Raw genomic sequence first — 17,482 nt, forward strand, 5'->3', positions numbered from 1 at the left:
GCCCTCGTGAGCCGCAGGGCTACTTGAGGTAGACGAGGCCGTCGGTCGTGATGGTCGGACGGCCGCTGGTGCCGACCACGACGATCCTGACGGTGTGTTTGGCGCTGCCGGACCAGGTCCTGGTCCAGATCGCCTGCCGGTAGGAGGTGGTGGCGGACTTCAGGTCGACGGTCGCGACCTTCGTGCTGTCGACGTACACGTACGCCTGGCCCGAGCTGGAGGCGCGGGAGACCACCCAGGCGGCGGAGCGGCCGGTGAAGGTCCAGGTGAGGGAGGCGCCCTTGGAACCGCTGGAGTACGACTTGCCGCCGAGGTAGCTGGTGGAGGAACGGGTCGTCCAGGTACCGGACTTGACGGCGGAGGTCTCCTGCAGGATCACCGGGGTGAAGGAGGGGGACGAGGTGCGGGTGTTGCCCGCGTAGTCGGACGCCGTCATCGCCCAGGTGGCGGCGGAGCCGGAATTGGCGGTGCGGCTGGATGTGGTCGTGGTCGGGCCGAAGGTGGCCGTCGTCGGCGACAGCAGCTGCACGGACTTCAGCGCCTTGTCGTCGGTCGCCTTCCATCCGAGGGTGATCGGGACGGCGGTGGTGTTGACGGTGCCGGTCCGCAGGGAGAGCTTCGGCGGGGTGGTGAAGGTCGGCGCGGTCGTCTCCGCCACGACGCTCAGCGCGGCGGTGGTCGCGGTCCTGCCGGACTGGTGCACGGCCCGTACGGCGACACTGTGGCCGCCCAGGGGCAGGGTGGCGCCGACCGAGGTGGCCGTACCGGAGGCGGTGGCGGCGACCTTGCCGTCCACCAGCAGCTCGAACCTGGAGATCAGCGAACCCGGCGTGGTGGTCGTCCAGTGCGCGGTGATGGCGCCCTTGGTGTAGTACGTCGAGCCCGACAGGCCGGCGCCGCCGACCGAGGTGACTTTCAGGCCCTGCACCGGCCCGGACGCCCAGGCGCGGATGGTCGGCAGCTGGGCGTAGAGGGAACCGCCGGGGCACTCGGTGTTGTAGCCGTCACGGTGGCCGGAGATCCGGTGGAAGGTGTACTGGCTGCCCGCGGTGAAGGCGGTGCCGAAGTAGTTGGTCTGGTCGGCGCCCGCGGTGAGCTGGACGGTCCCGTCGGGGTCGGCGCCGTACTGGCCGAGCTTCCACGCCGCCACCCGGGCGACCGAGGCCAGCGCGGCGTTAGACGCGCCGGTGGAGGTGTAGTCACCGAGTACCGCGATGCCCGTCGACTCGCGGTTCCAGCCGTAGGTGTGGGCGCCGAGCACCGGCAGGTCGACGCCGCCCTTGCGGCCTTCGAAGACGGTGCCGCACTTGTCGACCAGGAAGTTGTAGCCGATGTCGTTCCAGCCGTTGACCTGCGTGTGGTACGCGTAGATGCCGCGCACGATCGACGCCGAGTCGGCGCAGGAGTAGTCGTTGCTCCCGTCCGTGTGGTGCACGAACACGGCCTTCACGTCGGGGTTGTACTCCGACGGGTCGGGGCTGAGTGACTCGTCGGCACCCCAGGCCGCGCGCGAGGTGATCGGCGGTTCGGGCACCGTGGACGGCGGCGCGGAGGGCACGGAGGGCACGGTGGCTGACGGGCTCGCGGAGGCGCTCGTCGAGGGGGATGCGGATCCGGAGTCGGTGGGGGATGCGGATCCGGAGTCGGTGGGGGACGCGGATGCCGAGTCGGTCGGGGTGGCGGATCCCGAGTCGGTCGGGGTGGCGGATCCCGAGTCGGTCGGGAACGCGGAGTCGGTGGGCGGCGTGGCGCTCGGGCTGTAGTCGACGGCGAACGCAGCCGGCTCCGCATCGCCGCTGGCGGACCTGGCCTCGGCGGCGGTCACCACTCCGGGGTCGACCAGGTTGACCTCAAGTCCCTTGGGCAGCGCGCCGGTTGTGCCGTTCTTGCGGACGACCTGCACCTGGACCCCGTCGGATGAGCCCACCCACAGCGGCTCGGACGCGCCGCGCACGCCGGGGCCGGGATTGTCCAGCGGATCCGGCGGATCGACGTTGACCTCCAGGTCCTGCCAGGCGCTCCACTCGCCGGTGTCCAGGCTGCGGGTGCGCACCTGCGTCGTACCGTCGAGCCGCTTGCCGGCGCCCGTCCAGGAGACGCCGACCATCGAGAACCGCTGGGTGTCCGTGCGCGGCAGCTCCCGCCGGTCGCCCGCAGTGCCCTTCAGGGTGAGGTCGTAGACCTTCACCGGCCGCATGGCCCGGCCCGCGCCGGGAGAGGCGGAGGGGCTGGCGACGGCGTAGGTCACCGCGCCCCCGCCTCCCAGCAGCACCACGCCGAGCGTGAGCCACGCCCGTCTTTTCAGGCTCAACGGTCTATACGCGCGCGACGTACGACGACTCAAGACGATCCACCCCAAGAGAAAGCCAAGAATGCCAAGAAAGCGGCAGAAGAAAGTCACGTGAGGCACATCCGTCACAGGATGGCCCGAACCTTCCAGCGCGCTCCGGCCGACGAACATCACGGCAAACGGGGCGGAGTGACGCAGATCACTGTGTCGTGGCGGGCGGTGGGCGGCACGCCTCGGCGTCGACAGCCGCCGACGGGGGAGGGCGGGCAGGGTCCACCAGTCGGTGGACCCGAGGTTCAACCTGACGAGGCTGTCGGCGCGAACTCCCCGGCGACCAGCATGGATGACATGAGGAATCTCCCTGTACGCATGGCTCGTTGGAGCGCCGGACACCCCTGGCGCGCGATCGTCTGCTGGCTCCTGTTCGTGGTTCTCTGCTTAGGGGTGGGCATCACGGTCGGCGGCAACCCGGCCACCACGGAGGACTTCAGGATCGGAGAGGCGGGCCGGGCGGAGGCGATGGCCGCCGAGGGCGGACTGCAGCAGCGACCCGTCGAACGCGTCCTGATCACCGCGCGGCCCGGCACCGGCCGCCTCGACCTGAACGCCGCCGAAGCCGCAGCCCTGGACATCGCCGACCGGATGCGCGGGCTGGTCGAGGTGCGCTCGGTGGCCACCCCGGTGCGGGCGGCGGACAACACCGCCGTACGGGTCGACGTCACCATGAAGGGCCCGGAGTTGGAGGGCAAGAAGCACGTCGACGCGCTGCTCGCGCAGACCGAGGCGGTGCGGAAGGCCAACCCGGGACTGCGGGTGGAGGAGACGGGGTCTCCCTCCATCAGCAAGGGCGTCGACAAGCTGCGCGGTGACGACCTGTCCCGTACCGAGATGATCGCGCTGCCGGTCACCCTGGTCACCCTGCTGCTGGTCTTCAGCTCCGTCGTGATGGCGCTGGTGCCGCTGCTGCTCGCTCTCACCTCGATCGCCGCGGCCGTCGGCCTGTCGATGCTGGCCTCGCACGTCTTCCCGGACGCGGGCATCGGCACCAACGTGATCCTGCTGATCGGTCTGGCCGTCGGCGTCGACTACACCCTCTTCTACCTCAAGCGGGAACGGGAGGAGCGAGCCGCATCGGGCGGCCGGCTCAGCCCGCAGGCGGTCGTGGAGCTGGCCGCCGCCACCTCGGGACGCGCGGTCGTGCTCTCCGGCCTCGCCGTCGCCGTCTCCAGCGCCACCCTGTTCCTCGCGGACGACGTGATCTTCTCGTCCATCGCCACCGGCGCGATCGTCGTCACCCTGGTCGCCGTGCTCAGCTCGCTGACCGTCCTGCCCGCGCTGCTGGCCACGCTCGGACGGCGGGCGGAGCGCCGCGCGGTGCGGCGGGAGGAGCGTGCGGCCCGCCGCGGCCAGGCCGCACGGCCGACGAGGCAGCCCAAGACCGGTCCCGGCCGCCTCACCACCGCGGTACTGCGCCCGGTCAGCAAGCACCCCGCCGCCGCCCTCACCGGCACCGTCCTCGTCCTGCTCGCCCTGGCCGCCCCGGTGCTCGGCCTGAAGCTGACCGACATGGGCCGGGAGACGCACTCGCGCTCCATCGTCGCCATGCAGACCTACGACCGTCTCAACGCGGCGTTCCCCGAGCTGAAGTCCATGCACCAGATCGTCGTACGCGCGGACGCCGACCGCTCGGCCGAGGTGACCGCCGCCCTGCGCCAACTCGCGGCGGACGTCGGCGACGACCCGCGGCTGAGCGGAACCTCCCAGCTGTCCACCTCACCGGACCAGCGGATCAGCATGCTCCAGCTCCAGGTGCCGTACTACGTGAGCACCGACCAGGCCCAGTCGTCCCTCCATGACATCCGCGACACGTTCGTACCCCGGACCGTCGGCAAGGTGACCGGCGCCGAGACCGCGGTGACCGGGGACGTCGCCCGCTACACCGACTACCCCACGCACCAGCGGCAGAAGCTGCCGCTGATCATCGGGGCCCTGCTGCTGGTCACCTTCGCCATGACGGTGTGGGCGTTCCGCTCGCTGGTCCTCGGCCTGGTCGGCATCCTGCTCAACCTGCTCTCGGCCGCCGCCTCGCTCGGTGTGCTGGTCCTCTGCTTCCAGCACACGTGGGCCGAGGGGCTGCTCGACTTCGACTCCACCGGCTCGATCGGCTCCCGCGTCCCGCTGTTCCTGTTCGTCATCCTCTTCGGACTGTCCATGGACTACCAGGTGTTCGTGATCAGCCGGGTGAGGGAGGCCGCCATGAACGGCGTACCCACCCGCAAGGCCGTGATCGACGGCATCGGCAGCTCGGCCGGCGTGGTCACCAGCGCCGCGGTCGTGATGGTGACCGTGTTCGCCAGCTTCGCCGCCCTGCACCTGATCGAGATGAAGCAGATCGGCTTCAGCCTGGCGGTCGCCGTACTGCTCGACGCGTTCGTCATCCGGATGCTGATCCTGCCAGCGCTGATGCTGCTGCTCGGTGAGGCCAACTGGTGGCCGTCACGCGGGATCCGCCGGGCCCGGAGCCGGATTCCGGCCCCCCGCCCCCAGCAAAAAGTAAGCTGAGCCAATGACTGAGCGGCCGCAGCTCAACGACCGTTACTTCTCAGGCCCGTTGGGCACCTCGGGTACGTTCCGTCTCTGGAACACCGTCTCCTGGGTCCTTCTCGGCCTGCTGCCCACGGCGGTCGCCGTACTCGACACGGGGGAGGCGAAGAGGTACTGGTCGTGGGGCCTGCTGACCCTGATCGCCCTCTGCTACGCCGTCGTCCTCGCCCTGCCGCGCAACCCGGTACTGCGCCCCACGGTGTTCCTCGTCCTGCTGTCGCTCGTCATGGGAGGCGTCTCCTACCTGCTGGGAGGTGCCGCCGCGTTCTACGTCGTCTCCCTCCCGCACTTCTGGACCTTCGTACGCGGCCCGCGTCCCTCGATCGCCCTCAGCGGCCTCGGGGCGGCGACCACCGTGGTCGGCGGCACCCTGCGACAGGGCTGGAGCCCTCAGTTCCTCACCGGGAACAACGTGGCCACGGTCGTCGCCTACGCGGCGGGCGTCGCCCTCGGCCTGTGGCTGCACCGCTTCATCGGGCAGAGCAACGCACGCACCGAGCAACTGGCCGCCGAACTGGAGGAAACCCAGCGGGAGTTGACGCAGGCCCACCAACGGCAGGGGGCGGTGGCCGAACGTGAACGCATCGCCCGTGAGATCCACGACACCCTCGCCCAGGGATTCGCCTCCATCATCGTCCTCGCGGAGGCGGCCCGCTCCGCCATCGCCACCGACCCCGAGAAGTGCGACCGGCAGCTGCTGTCCATCACGCAGACCGCCCGGGAGAACTTCGCCGAGGCACGGGTGCTCGTCGGATCGGCGCCGCAGGGCGGCGTCGCGGCGGGCTCGGTGTCGGCGACCCTGCGCCGGACCCTGGACCGGTTCGCCGAGGACACCGGGCTGACCGTCACCACCGAACTGGCGGACGTCGACTGCGACCAGACGACCCGTATCGCGCTGCTGCGCTGCACCCAGGAATCCCTCGCCAATGTGCGCAAGCACGCGGCCGCCACCACGGTGGGGGTCGTCCTGGCCCGGTATCCGCACGGCATCGAACTGGAAATCACCGACGACGGCCGGGGTTTCGTGGTCGACGAAGCCCACGGCTTCGGCCTCGTCGGCATGCGCAAACGGCTGGCCGAACTCGACGGTGAGCTGACCGTCACCAGCTCCGTCGGGGACGGAACCCGCGTCCTCGCCGTGATCCCCACCAACAGTCAGGACTGACATGGCCGACGTGACCGGACAGGCCGCAGCCGAGGAGACGGCCGTGGCGGAGCAGGACAGAATCCGCGTGATCGTGGTGGACGACCACACGGTGATGCGCGCGGGAGTGGTCGCCCTCCTGGCGGACGAGCCCGGCGTCGCCATCGTCGGAGAGGCGGGCAACGGCAGGGAGGCCGTCGAACTCGTCGAGACCCTCGCCCCCGACCTGGCCCTCATCGACCTGCGGATGCCGGTCCTCGACGGCGTCGCCGCGACCGCTCAGATCGTCGCCGGCCCGGCGCGGACCCGGGTGCTGATTCTCACCACGTACGACACCGATGTGGAGATCGAGCGCGCCGTCGAGGCCGGCGCCGTCGGCTACCTCCTCAAGGACACCACCCGCGAGCAACTCGTCGACGCGATCAGGTCCGCGGCCCGGGGTGAGACGGTGCTCGCCCCCAAGGTGGCCGAACGCCTGGTCGCCCGCATACGGCGGCCCGCCCCGGTGTCCCTGACCGGCCGGGAACTGGACGTCCTGAACGCGGTCGCCGACGGCCTGTCCAACGCCGACATCGGCAAGCGCCTGGTCATCGGGGAGGCCACCGTGAAGACGCACCTCCTGCGCGTCTTCGCCAAGCTGGACGTCAGCGACCGTACGCACGCGGTGGTCGTGGCCCTGGAACGGGGCCTCCTGGTACGCCCGAACCGGGACGAACGGGCCTAGGGTCTTTCGTTCGGCTTTCGTTCGGATCAGGTCTTCCGGCGGCCCGCCGGTTCAGAACCGCGGTCTTCCGGTGTCTCCGCGCGCTGCGTCTGCGCTTCCCTTTGTGCTTCCCTTCCCTTTCCGCGCAGCAGCCAGGTCGCTCCGGCCACCGCGAGGGCGACCGGCCATTCAAGGGCCCCTGCCACGGTGAGCGCGCCCAGCCCGCCGTAGAAGGCGACGTTCCTCGTCATCGGCGCCGCCGGTGCCTCACGCAGCCGGGACGTCATGGTGCGGACGTCGGTGGCCATGTCCTTCGGGGTGAGGTACGGCACGGGCACGGGGGCGTTGTAGGTGTGCATGATCAGGCCGGTACGCCCTTCGTGGACCTGTGTTCCCCCGGTGGTCTTCGTGGGCGACGGTTCCTGCTGCGTGGCAGCCCGGTCGGTGTCCTGCGCTGTCTCTGGCGCTCCACGCATGACATGACCTCCTCCTGTTCGGGGTAAGGCGGATATGCGCCTTTCATTCAATATTGCCGTATTTGAGGCAGTATTAGGGGTCCCTGAGACACATCGATGGACAGCGTGACGCTGGGAAGCGGGTGACACACGGTGCGGATTCCGGGAAGCGGACTGCTGCGTGCTGTCGCCTCGTCCGCGGCCGGTGCGCTCGCGGGCACCGAGCCACGCGTCCGCTTCTTCGACGAGCGGGCGCACATCGCCGTCCGGGGGCTGGGGGAGCGCGGCGACGCCGACGTGGAGAGGGTGGCGCGGGAGGTCGAGCAGCGGCTCGCGGCCCTTGGGTGCGTGCGCTGGGTCGTGACGAACACCGTCCTGGAGCACGCCGTCGTCGGTACGGAGGGCCCGCCGGACGCCGAGGAGACCGTGCGCGCACTGACCGGCGCGGTGGAGGCGGTGGAGGCGGAACTCGGCCTCGACGGGCCGCTGCCCGAGCACCCGCTGTCCGGTGGGCCGGTCCGACGGGCGGCGTGGGCCGTCGCCCTGCATGTGTCCGTCGTCCCCGTGGCCACCGCGCTGGCGCTTGCTCGTCGCACCCCCATCCCGGCCGGCGTCGCGTCGCTGGCTCCCCTGATCGACACCCAGCCCCGGCTGCGCCGTCTGGTGGAGAACGCGGTGGGTGTCCGGAACGCCAGTGCGCTCATCGGCGGGCTGGCAGTCGTGGGCAACATCGGCTCGGGCGGATTCCTCGGAAGCGGTGTGGACGCCGTCCGCAACGGCCTGCGGGTGCTCGAAGCGAACGCGGAGCGTGCCGCCTGGGCCGCGGCCGAGCCCCGCCTCACCGGGACCGCACGAGCGGCGGGCTCCACCGGCGCCCCGGCTTCGGCACCGGCACGCGAGGTGCCCCTGAAGGACAGCCCGGTCGAACGCTACGCGGATCAGGCGGCCGGCGTGGCGGCGGCCACCTTCGCCGGACTGCTCCTCGTGTCGAGGCACCCCATGCGGGCCGCGAGCGGGGCGCTGGCGGCGATCCCCAAGGCGCCGTCACTGGCCCGCGAGGGTTTCGCCTGCGCCCTGGGCCGGGGCCTGGCCCGCCGCGGCACCGTCGTCGCACGGCCCGCCGCACTGCGCGGGCTCGACCGGATCGGCGCCGTGCTCCTCGACACTGATGTCCTGGCGACCGGGCGATACCTCCTCGCCGATCTCGTCTCCATCGATGACCACGACAACGCCGACAACGCCGACAACGCCGACGGCGACGACGGCGCGTCGGCGGGAGAACTCGCCGCGACCGCGCACCGGCTCTTCGACGCCTCCACCCCGGACCGCGTGCGCCGGGACGGCCCGTGGGCGCTGGGCCCGGTCGACGACCTGTCCCCGCACGACTCCGCCGTCGCATCCGCCGTCACATCGGCCGGCGACCGGCTCCGGCTGGGCGGCGCGCACCTCGTGCTCGGCCTGGCGAAGGACCACCGCGTGGTGGCCCTGGCCGGTGTGGTGCCGGAGTTCCACGACGCCGCGAGCGCCTTCGTCCCGGCGGCCCGCCGAGCCGGACTCGCCGTCCTCGTCGCGGGCCGGCACACGGCGGACGCGGCGGTACGGGAGGCCGACGGCGTGCTGGACGGAGGCGACCGGCTGCCCGGATCCGTACGCGCCCTGCAGCGGGACGGGACCGGCGTACTGCTGGTCTCACGGCACCGCGGCGCGCTACGGGCCGCCGACGTCGCGGTGGGTGTCACCAGCCCGGACGGCGCGCCGCCCTGGGGCGCGGACCTGTACGTCGCACCCGATGCGGCGGCGGCCGTCGTCATCGTCGAGGCGTGCCGTGCGGCGCGGGACGCGGCGCACCGCGGGGTCCGGCTCGCGCAGGCGTCGGCGGTGGTCGGCGCGACGGCGGCGCTGGCCGGACGGCCACGGCGCCCGGCGGCCCGCAGCATGATGGCGGTCAACGCGTCCGCCGCGCTCGGTACCGCGACCGGCGTCTGGTCGGCGCTGCGCGTGTTGCGCAGCCCCGTACCGCGGGCTGCGAGCCGGTACCCCTGGCACGCGATGGACCCGTCCTCCGTGCTCGACAGAACCGGTGGCGAGGAGGGCGGGCTGACCGCCGAGGAGGCCCGGACGCGCGTCACCGCGCCCGGCGAAGGGGTACGGACCTCGTCACTGGCCCGGGCCTACCTCACGGAGATGGCCAACCCGCTCACCCCGATCCTCGGCGCCGGGGCGGCCCTGTCGGCGGCGGTGGGTGCCGTCCTCGACTCCGCCCTCATCGTCGGGGTCACGGCCCTCTCCGGACTGATCGGAGGCGTCCAGCGGCATTCGACCGACCAGGCGGTGGCCAAGCTGCGGCGTGAGTCGTCCGTCATGGCCAGGGCGGTGCGGGACGGCGCGGAAACCACCGTCCCGGCCGAGGACCTGGTCGTGGGGGACGTGGTCGCCCTCACCACCGGCGACGTCGTGCCCGCCGACTGCCGCCTGCTGGAGGCGCACCACTTCGAGGCCGACGAGTCGGCACTGACCGGCGAGTCGATGCCGGTGGCCAAGGACGTCGCCCCCGTCCTGGCGTCGGACCTGACGGACCGCACGTCCATGGTCTACGAGGGCACCACAGTGGCCGCCGGCCGTGGCCGCGCGGTGGTCGTCGCGACCGGCACGGACACCGAGGCGGGCCGTGCCGCGGTGGCCGGACGGGGCGCCGCACCGGCGGTCGGCGTCGAGCGGCGGCTGGCCAGGATCACCCGGCCCACGCTGCCGGTGGCCCTCGGTTCGGCCGCGGCGGTGATGGCGGCCGGCCTGCTGCGCGGGCGCCCCGCGCGGGACACCATCGGCACCGGCGTCGGCCTGGCGGTGGCCAGCGTTCCCGAAGGGCTGCCGTTCCTCGTCTCCGCGGCCCAACTCGCCGCCGCCCGCAGGCTCTCCGCCCAGGGCGCCCTGGTACGGGACCCGCGGACCATCGAGGCGGCGGGCCGCACCGATGTGCTGTGCTTCGACAAGACCGGCACCCTCACCTACGGCAGGATCTCCCTCGTCGGCGTCTCCTCGGACGGCGACAGCCGCCCCCTCGAACAGCTGGCGGCGCCCCAGCGCGCCGTACTCGCCGCCGCCCTGCGGGCCACGCCCCGCGCGGACGGCGGCCACGGACTCGTACACGCCACGGACAGCGCGGTGGCCGCCGGAGCGGAGGAGGCCGGCGTGGACCGCGCGCACGCCGCGCCGGGCTGGCGGCGCACCTCCGAGCTCCCGTTCGAGCCCAGCCGCGGCTTCCACGCGGTCCGGGGCCGCGGCGACGGCAATTGGATGCTGTCGGTGAAGGGGGCACCGGAAGAGGTGGTGGGCCGGTGCGACACCCGCGGCGGCCAGGCGCTTGATGGGGCGGGCCGGGACGGCATCCTGGCGACCGGTGAGGAACTGGCGGCCCAGGGCCACCGGATCCTGGCGGTCGCGGAGCGAAAGTCCGATGACGGCTCCGACGGCGAGCTCACCGAGGAGGCCGTCACCGGACTGGACTTCCTCGGCTTCCTCGCGTTCGCCGACCGGGTGCGCCCCACCGCCGCCGACGCGGTGCGGCAGCTGGCCGACGCCGGGATGCACATCGTCATGATCACCGGCGACCATCCCGGGACGGCCGCGTCCATGGCCGCCGACCTCGGTGTCCTGGACCGGCGGCGGGTGGTGACGGGCGCCGAACTCGACGCCCTCGACGACCGTGCCCTCGACGAACTGCTGCCCGAGGTGGGCGTCGTCGCCCGCGGCACGCCCGTCCACAAGGTCCGGGTGGTGCAGGCCTTCCAGCGCCTCGGCAGGACCGTGGCCATGACCGGCGACGGCGCCAACGACGCCCCCGCGATCCGGCTCGCCGACATCGGCATCGCCTTCGGTACCCGCGCCACACCGGCCGCACGCGCGGCCGCCGACCTCGTCGTGACCGACGACCGGCTGGAAACGGTCCTCGCCACCCTCGTGGAGGGCCGCGCCATGTGGGCCTCGGTACGACAGGCCCTCGCGATCCTCGTCGGCGGCAACCTCGGCGAGATCGCCTTCACCGTCCTCGGGGCCGCCGCCACCGGCACCTCGCCGTTGACCGCCCGGCAGCTGCTGCTGGTCAACCTCTTCACCGACCTGGCCCCGGCCATCGCCGTCGCGCTGCGCCCACCCCGCCCCGAGACGGCCGAGCGGTTGCTCCACGAAGGCCCGGAGTCGTCCCTGGGCACGGCACTCACCGACGAGACCGTCGTACGGGCGGTGGCCACCACCCTCGGCGCGACCACCGGCTGGCTCGCCGCCCGGCTCACCGGGCGCGTGGCCCGCGCACGCACGGTCGCCCTGGTCGCGCTCGTGGGCGCGCAGCTAGGGCAGACGCTCCTGGCGGGCGGTCGCAGCCGGGCGATCCTCGTCTCCGCGCTCGGCTCCCTGGCCGCCCTGGCCGTCGTCGTCCAGACCCCCGGTCTCAGCCACTTCTTCGGCTGCACCCCCCTCGGCCCCGTCGCCTGGGCCATCGCCCTGTCCGCCGCGGCGGCGGCGACCGTGAGTTCCCTCTTCCTGCCCGCGCCGGTCAGCAGGGTGCGCGCCTGGTTCTGAAGGGCTCAGGCCTCTTCCAGGGCGTCACCGAACTCGCGCAGCGCGCGGCCGTGATGGCTGTGGGCGAGCTTGTGCCCGACGGCTATGGCGACGGCCACCGGCCATTCCATGATCTCCAGCGCGGTGAGCACGCCAAGACCCGCGAGAAACGCGAGGTGGTCCGGCGGCGGCAGTTCCAGCTTCTTGCCGCATACGTCGATCACCAGGGAGTTGCGGGCGACGGCCACGTCCGCCGCCGCGCGGGCACCCTGGTCCTTGGAGTCCGCGTCCGGAGCACCGGACTGAACGGGGCGGGGCTGCCGTATGGCGCCGGCTGATGCGGTCATGGCGCTGTCCGTTCCGTCGGAAGCGTGTGGGGTGTTTGTCATAGATTTTACTGGATGTCCGTGGCGGGCTCCCGGGCCCGCGGACGTCGGAGTGAGCAGCAGACGGGGCCCCTGGCCTGCGCGGACGCAGACCAGGGGCCCCTTGGCGATCAGCCTGCGTCAGCCGTCGGACTCCGACGACGGGAGGTAGGCGCCGGGCACGTCCTTCGGCGCGAAGATCTTGTCCTCGCCCGGGTACGGCTTCTTCCAGTTGTGCGTCTGGTACCAGGTGAGGTGGTTCATCTGCGCGGGATTGGCGTAATCGGGCACGGCGTTCGGGCCGGTCAGGTGCTGCTTCGACTTCCAGGTGTCCCACTGCGCGGCGAGCGCCTGCTCGTCGGCCGGCACCTTCGCCGACGGCACGGCCGCCGCGCTCGGGTCCTGCGGTGCCGGGGTGTCCACGCCGCAGGTGGGCGGGGTCTTCAGGCCGTCGGTCAGCGGGGTCCGGTTGGGCAGCGCCGTGAACGGCGTGTAGACCGGGTGCGAGGTGAACGCCCCACGCATCGGGCTGGCCGCGCTGTCCTTCTGGTTCATCGGGTGGATCCCGAGGATCTGCTCGATGGTCCGGATCATCGTGATCTGCGAGTAGTAGTGGTTGTCGACGGTGTCGTGCTGGGCCCAGGGGCTGATGATCTGGATCGGGGCACGGTGGCCGTCGACGTGGTCGAGGCCGGCCTGGGAGTCGTCCTCGACGACGAAGATCGCCGAGTCCTTCCAGTACTTGCTGTGCGAGATCTCGTCGACGATCCGGCCGGTGGCGAGGTCGTTGTCGGCGACCTGGGCCGGGGCGCTGGCCGGGCCGCCGGTGTGGTCGCTGGAGAGCCAGAACATGTTCAGGTTCGCCGGACCGTTCTTCTCGAAGTCCTGCTTCCAGATCTGCTCCCGGTAGACGTCCGGGACGCTGGTGTCGAACTTCGGGAAGCCGGGCACCGACACGTTGTTGAGCGACGGGATCGGCGAGGACGAGTTCAGCGGGTACGCGGTGTCCTGCCCGGTCGCCGCCATGTTCTTGGAGTCGCAGTACAGGTTCTGCCAGCTCGCGTCCGCCGGCTTGGTCAGGAACTGCTGGAACTCACCGAAGTCACGCACGGACTTCCCGGCCGCCTGCGCGCCGGTCCACAGGAAACCGGTCCGCTGGTGGCCGAGGGCGTCGTCCTCGGTGTCGTAACTGCGCTGGTACTCACCGGCCGAGGACTCGGTGTACTCCGGGTCGTCGGCCTGCATCAGCCAGTTGTGGCCCTCGGCGGAGTTCGTGCCGATGTCGTAGGTGTTGTCGTACAGCCCGAACTGCTCGGCCAGCGCGTGCTGGTTCGGCGTCACGTTCTCGCCGAACTCCGCCAGCGAGGGGTCGCCGTTGCCCTGCGGGATGTCACCGTAGACCTGGTCGTAGGTCCGGTTCTCCTTGACGATCAGGAAGACGTGCTTGATCGTCGACGGGTCGCCGAGCCGCTGCGGGACGGCCACCGGCTGCGCGTGGCTCGCGCCCGTGGCCTGAGTCACCGAGCCGGCCGTCCAGCCGTTCTGCTGGAAGACCTTGGCCGTCTGGGACTTGACGACGTTGTCACTCGGCAGCGTGAACCGCTCCAGGCTCGACGTCGTGTCGTGGGTGCCGTGCCCGGCGCTGGTGGTGGGGCGGCGGGCGTCGATGCCGCGGGTGTTGGAGACGACCACCTGGTTGCCGACGGTGGCGATCTCCGCGGGGAAGTAGTCCGTCGGGAGCAGCCCGACGTAACTCACCGGCTCCTGCGGGCTCGTGTACCGGTAGACGGCGACCGCGTTGGCGCGGCCCAGCGTCACCAGCAGGTGACCGTCGCCGGTGAGGGTCACCGCGTCGGGCTCGTAGCCCACCGACGCCTCCGGCCACGGCTGCGTCGCGATGGTCTGCACGACCTTGTCGTTCGCCGTGTTGATGACCGACACGTCGTTGGTGGCCGTGTTGGTGACGAACAGCGCGTTCTTCTTGGCGTACAGCGCGGTCGGGTGCAGACCGACGTTGATGCTCTTGACGGCGGCCGACGCGTTCGCCAGGTCGATGACGCTGACCGTGCCCGTGGTGGTGGCGGCGGTCACCGGGCTGGCCGGTACCTGGGTGCCGTACGAGTTGATGGTGGTGTCGCCGGGCTTCGCCGGACGTCCGCCCTCGTTGCTGACGTAGAGCTTGTCGCCGACCTCGACCAGGTCGCGCGGGGCGTTGCCCACGGCCCAGCTCTGCTTGATGGTGCCGCTCGCGGCGTCGATGGCGACCACGCGGTTCTGGCCGTTGACCGCGGAGTACACGGTGGAACCGTCGGCGGAGAACACCGCCTCGCCCACCAGAGCGTGCTTCGTCCCGTCCGCCGGGATCTTGACGGACGTCGGGTTGGCGACACTGCCGTCCGGGTTCACCGTGAACCTGGTGTACCCGTCGGTCTGGCCCAGCCACAACTGCGAACCGTCGGGGGAGTACGTGGGGCCTTCCTGGCCCACGTCGTTGCCGCTGATGCGCGGGGTGGACGACGCGGCGGTGCCGACGAGTTGCTGCACCTTCCAGGTCTTCAGGTCGACGATGGACAGCGCGCTCCCACCGTCGGTGACCGAGGCCGCGAGATGGGTCCCGTCCGGGCTCACCGAGGACGACATGATCTTGCCGCTGTTGATGACGAGGCGGTCACCGTACGGGGCGAGGTACTGGTCGCTGGAGATGACCTGGCCCTGATCGGTGTCCTGCCCGACCTGGTCGGTGCCGAACTGGTGGGTCTGCGCGAAGGCGGTGCCGGCGGCGAGGAGGGCGACGGCGGTGGTGCCGGCCGTCAGCAGGGGGGTACGGCGGCCGAGGCGTCCGAAGAGAAAGCCGAAACGTTTCTCTTCAGCACGCCTGCGGCGGCGTCTTACCTGCATGGGGTTATCCCTTCGGGGTGGTGGACAGCAGCTCGACGTTGCCGTCGAACTGCCACAGCGGGTTCGGTGCGTCCCCGACCGGGGTCCGCACCAGGAAGTAGCCGTTCACTTCCTTCGGCCCGTCGCCGTCGGCGACGAACCGCCCGTCGGAGGTGACGTCGAGCTGGTAGACGGCCGTGCCGACGGCCTCGACGCCGGGGAGGTGCCAGGAGACGACGCAGCGCCAGTCGTTGCCCGGGCCCTCGGCGGTGACGTGGCCGGCGCTCTTGTCGCACGCCGCGGTGGCCCGCAGTTGGGCCTCGGTCAAGGCCGGGCGGCGGAGCTGCTCGGTCTGCTGGCGGTAGAGGTGGGCGAACGCCGTGGCGACCGACCGCTGCACCTTGACCTGCCCGATCCCGGAACCCACGGACGGAGTCGACACGGCGACGACCGTGACCGTGAGGGCGACCAGCGCGACCAGCGGCAGCAGTCCGGTGGTGATCGCGCGGCGCCCGGAGCCGTCGTAGGTCAGGCTGGTGAAGTCGCGCCGCAGGAACAGGACATAGGCCAGCGCGGTCGCGAGCACGGCCCACACCAGGCTGACCACGATGCCGATCAGCAGCGGGCGGACCTGCGCCGGGCTGGTGAACAGGCCGTTCCAGGCGATGAAGGCGTAGCTGGGCAGGGCGAGGCGTACCGCGACCGGCAGCGGCAGCATCTGGGCGACCTGCATCGCCAGCGCGACGAGTGCCGGCAGCAGCAGTCCCATCGGGGAACGGCCCAGCGCGACCGACCCGAGCAGTCCGATCGCGGCGAGAGCCAGGGTGGGCGCGAGCACGCAGACCCAGGCGAGGAGGACCTTCCCGGCGGCGTCCGACGGAGCCAGCAGGTGACCGTCGAGGCCGACCAGCGGATGGCTGCCGACCGCCACGACCCCACCGAGCGCACTGGAACAGGCCAGCCCCGCCACCAGCAGCAGGATGACGCTGAGGCTGGCCAGTGCCTTCGCCACGAAGATCCGGCGGGGCGACCTGACCGCCACGAGCAGATGGCGCCAGGTGCCGAGCCGGTCCTCGGAGGCGAACACGTCGCCCGCGACCACCGACACCAGCAGCGGGAGCGCCCAGGTGCCCGCGAAACCGAGCATCACCAGCGGTCCGGCCCACCCCGTGGCGTGCATCCAGCGACCGAAGAGGGTGTCGGAGGGAAGCGCGCTCTGCCGGCTCACCGCGGCGACGAAGAGCGCCGGGGCGATCCAGCAGGCGAGGACGAGCAGCCGGATCCGCCACTGCGACACGAGCTTGAGCAACTCGAAGCGGTAGCCGCGGAGTACGGAAGCGCGGCCGGTACCGGCGTCGGTGGCATGGGTGTCGACGGTGGTCGCGGTCATCTGTCCGACTCCTGCTGCTCGGTGAGGGCGAGGAACGCGGCTTCCAGCGGCGACACCACGGGGGTGAGTTCGCGCACCGCGACGCCCGCCTGCACGAGCCGCCGCACCAGGTCGTCGAGAGCGGGCACCTGCGCGCGGACGACGAGCCCCTCGCCGGTGGCCGGCCGTGCTCCGGCGCCGTCGACGAGGTGGATCCCGGCGGTGTCGGCGGCCTCCTCGCGGGCGGCCCGCGCGTCGGAGGTGAGCAACCGGTAGTCGAGTTCTCGGTTCTCGGCGGCCAGCTTGCCCAGCGGCCCGGAGAAGACGACCCGTCCGGTGGCGAGGATGGTGACCTCCGAGCAGAGCGCCTCGAGGTCGTCCATGCGGTGGCTGGAGAGCACGACGCTGGTTCCGTCCGCCGCGAGCCGGTCGAGGACACCGTGCACATGCCGTTTGCCGACCGGGTCGAGGCCGTTGGACGGTTCGTCGAGCACCAGCAGCCGGGGCCTGGTGAGCAGGGCGGCGGCGAGCCCGAGCCGCTGACGCATGCCGAGGGAGAAACCGCGGGCCCGGTCGTCGGCGACCTCGGTGAGCCCGACCTGGTCGAGCACCTCGTCGATTCCCGCGGTACGCCCGTCACCCCCGCGAAGATGCGCCAGCGCGGCCAGGTTCTGCCTGGCGGTGAGCGAGGGGTAGAGACCGGGCCCGTCAACGAAGCCGGCGACACCGTCGGGAGCGGCGAGCGCCCGTCCGACCGGCGTACCCAGGATCTCCAGCCGCCCACTGTCGGCGACGGCCAGGCCCAGCAGGAGGCCGAGCAGTGTGGTCTTGCCCGCGCCGTTCGGTCCGACCAGACCGTGAATCTGGCCCTGCGTCACATCCAGGTCGATGCCGTCGAGGGCGACGACATCGCCGAAGCACTTGGTGATCCCGCGCGCCCGGATGGAAAGGGGTCTGTCCATGGGTCCCTACTTTCGAAGCCTTCAGGGACCTTAGGGATTTCTTGGGGGGCCAGCAGGAACGGACGATTGAACGTTGATGGAACGGCAGGAGATCCGGCCGCCGTCGAGCCGATGACCTGCTTGTATGCTCCGCACGTGTGGGCACGGAATCGCCGCTCA

The 17,482-nt window shown here is 71.7% G+C and carries 10 protein-coding genes; 4 read left to right on the top strand and 6 right to left on the bottom strand.

Annotated features, from left to right (window positions below):
* Positions 1 to 19 precede the first annotated feature (19 nt).
* The gene (locus ABZ027_RS10010) at positions 20 to 2,305 is read right to left on the bottom strand and encodes an N-acetylmuramoyl-L-alanine amidase (RefSeq protein ID WP_356766515.1); all 2,286 of its coding nucleotides are present in this window, start codon (positions 2,303 to 2,305) and stop codon (positions 20 to 22) included.
* Between the two features lie 333 nt (positions 2,306 to 2,638).
* On the opposite strand from ABZ027_RS10010, the gene ABZ027_RS10015 reads away from it, so the two are divergent.
* The 3 genes from ABZ027_RS10015 to ABZ027_RS10025 are packed head-to-tail and all read left to right on the top strand — an operon-like array spanning position 2,639 to position 6,762.
* Positions 2,639 to 4,852: an MMPL family transporter gene (locus ABZ027_RS10015; RefSeq protein WP_356766269.1), complete on the top strand. Its 2,214-nt coding sequence runs from the start codon at positions 2,639 to 2,641 to the stop codon at positions 4,850 to 4,852.
* Between the two features lie 4 nt (positions 4,853 to 4,856).
* On the top strand, positions 4,857 to 6,059 hold the full coding sequence (locus ABZ027_RS10020) for a sensor histidine kinase (protein WP_356766271.1): 1,203 nt from the start codon (positions 4,857 to 4,859) through the stop codon (positions 6,057 to 6,059).
* Position 6,060: 1 nt separating this feature from the next.
* Positions 6,061 to 6,762 (top strand): response regulator transcription factor, encoded by a 702-nt coding sequence (locus tag ABZ027_RS10025; RefSeq protein WP_356766273.1) that lies wholly within the window; start codon positions 6,061 to 6,063, stop codon positions 6,760 to 6,762.
* Positions 6,763 to 6,788: 26 nt separating this feature from the next.
* Here the strand turns inward: ABZ027_RS10025 and ABZ027_RS10030 are convergent, their stop codons facing one another.
* Positions 6,789 to 7,217 carry a hypothetical protein gene (locus tag ABZ027_RS10030; RefSeq protein WP_356766275.1) on the bottom strand — a complete coding sequence of 143 codons (429 nt, stop codon included), beginning with the start codon at positions 7,215 to 7,217 and terminating at the stop codon, positions 6,789 to 6,791.
* A gap of 132 nt (positions 7,218 to 7,349) precedes the next feature.
* On the opposite strand from ABZ027_RS10030, the gene ABZ027_RS10035 reads away from it, so the two are divergent.
* On the top strand, positions 7,350 to 11,771 hold the full coding sequence (locus ABZ027_RS10035) for a cation-translocating P-type ATPase (protein WP_356766277.1): 4,422 nt from the start codon (positions 7,350 to 7,352) through the stop codon (positions 11,769 to 11,771).
* A 5-nt stretch (positions 11,772 to 11,776) separates the two neighbouring features.
* Here the strand turns inward: ABZ027_RS10035 and ABZ027_RS10040 are convergent, their stop codons facing one another.
* The 4 genes from ABZ027_RS10040 to ABZ027_RS10055 all read right to left on the bottom strand — a co-directional run bounded on the left by ABZ027_RS10040 (position 11,777) and on the right by ABZ027_RS10055 (position 17,323).
* On the bottom strand, positions 11,777 to 12,097 hold the full coding sequence (locus ABZ027_RS10040) for a hypothetical protein (protein WP_356766279.1): 321 nt from the start codon (positions 12,095 to 12,097) through the stop codon (positions 11,777 to 11,779).
* A 159-nt stretch (positions 12,098 to 12,256) separates the two neighbouring features.
* Positions 12,257 to 15,013, bottom strand: coding sequence for a bifunctional YncE family protein/alkaline phosphatase family protein (locus tag ABZ027_RS10045; RefSeq protein ID WP_356766281.1), 2,757 nt, complete (start codon positions 15,011 to 15,013; stop codon positions 12,257 to 12,259).
* 4 nt (positions 15,014 to 15,017) lie between these two features.
* Positions 15,018 to 16,382 (bottom strand): ABC transporter permease, encoded by a 1,365-nt coding sequence (locus ABZ027_RS10050; RefSeq protein ID WP_356766283.1) that lies wholly within the window; start codon positions 16,380 to 16,382, stop codon positions 15,018 to 15,020.
* The gene (locus ABZ027_RS10055) at positions 16,379 to 17,323 is read right to left on the bottom strand and encodes an ABC transporter ATP-binding protein (RefSeq protein ID WP_356766285.1); all 945 of its coding nucleotides are present in this window, start codon (positions 17,321 to 17,323) and stop codon (positions 16,379 to 16,381) included. The genes ABZ027_RS10050 and ABZ027_RS10055 overlap by 4 nt, the downstream gene beginning before the upstream one ends.
* Between the last annotated feature and the right edge of the window lie 159 nt (positions 17,324 to 17,482).

Origin of the sequence: Streptomyces sp. NPDC006332 (assembly GCF_040612855.1) — a bacterium.
Classification (GTDB): Bacteria; Actinomycetota; Actinomycetes; order Streptomycetales; family Streptomycetaceae; genus Streptomyces.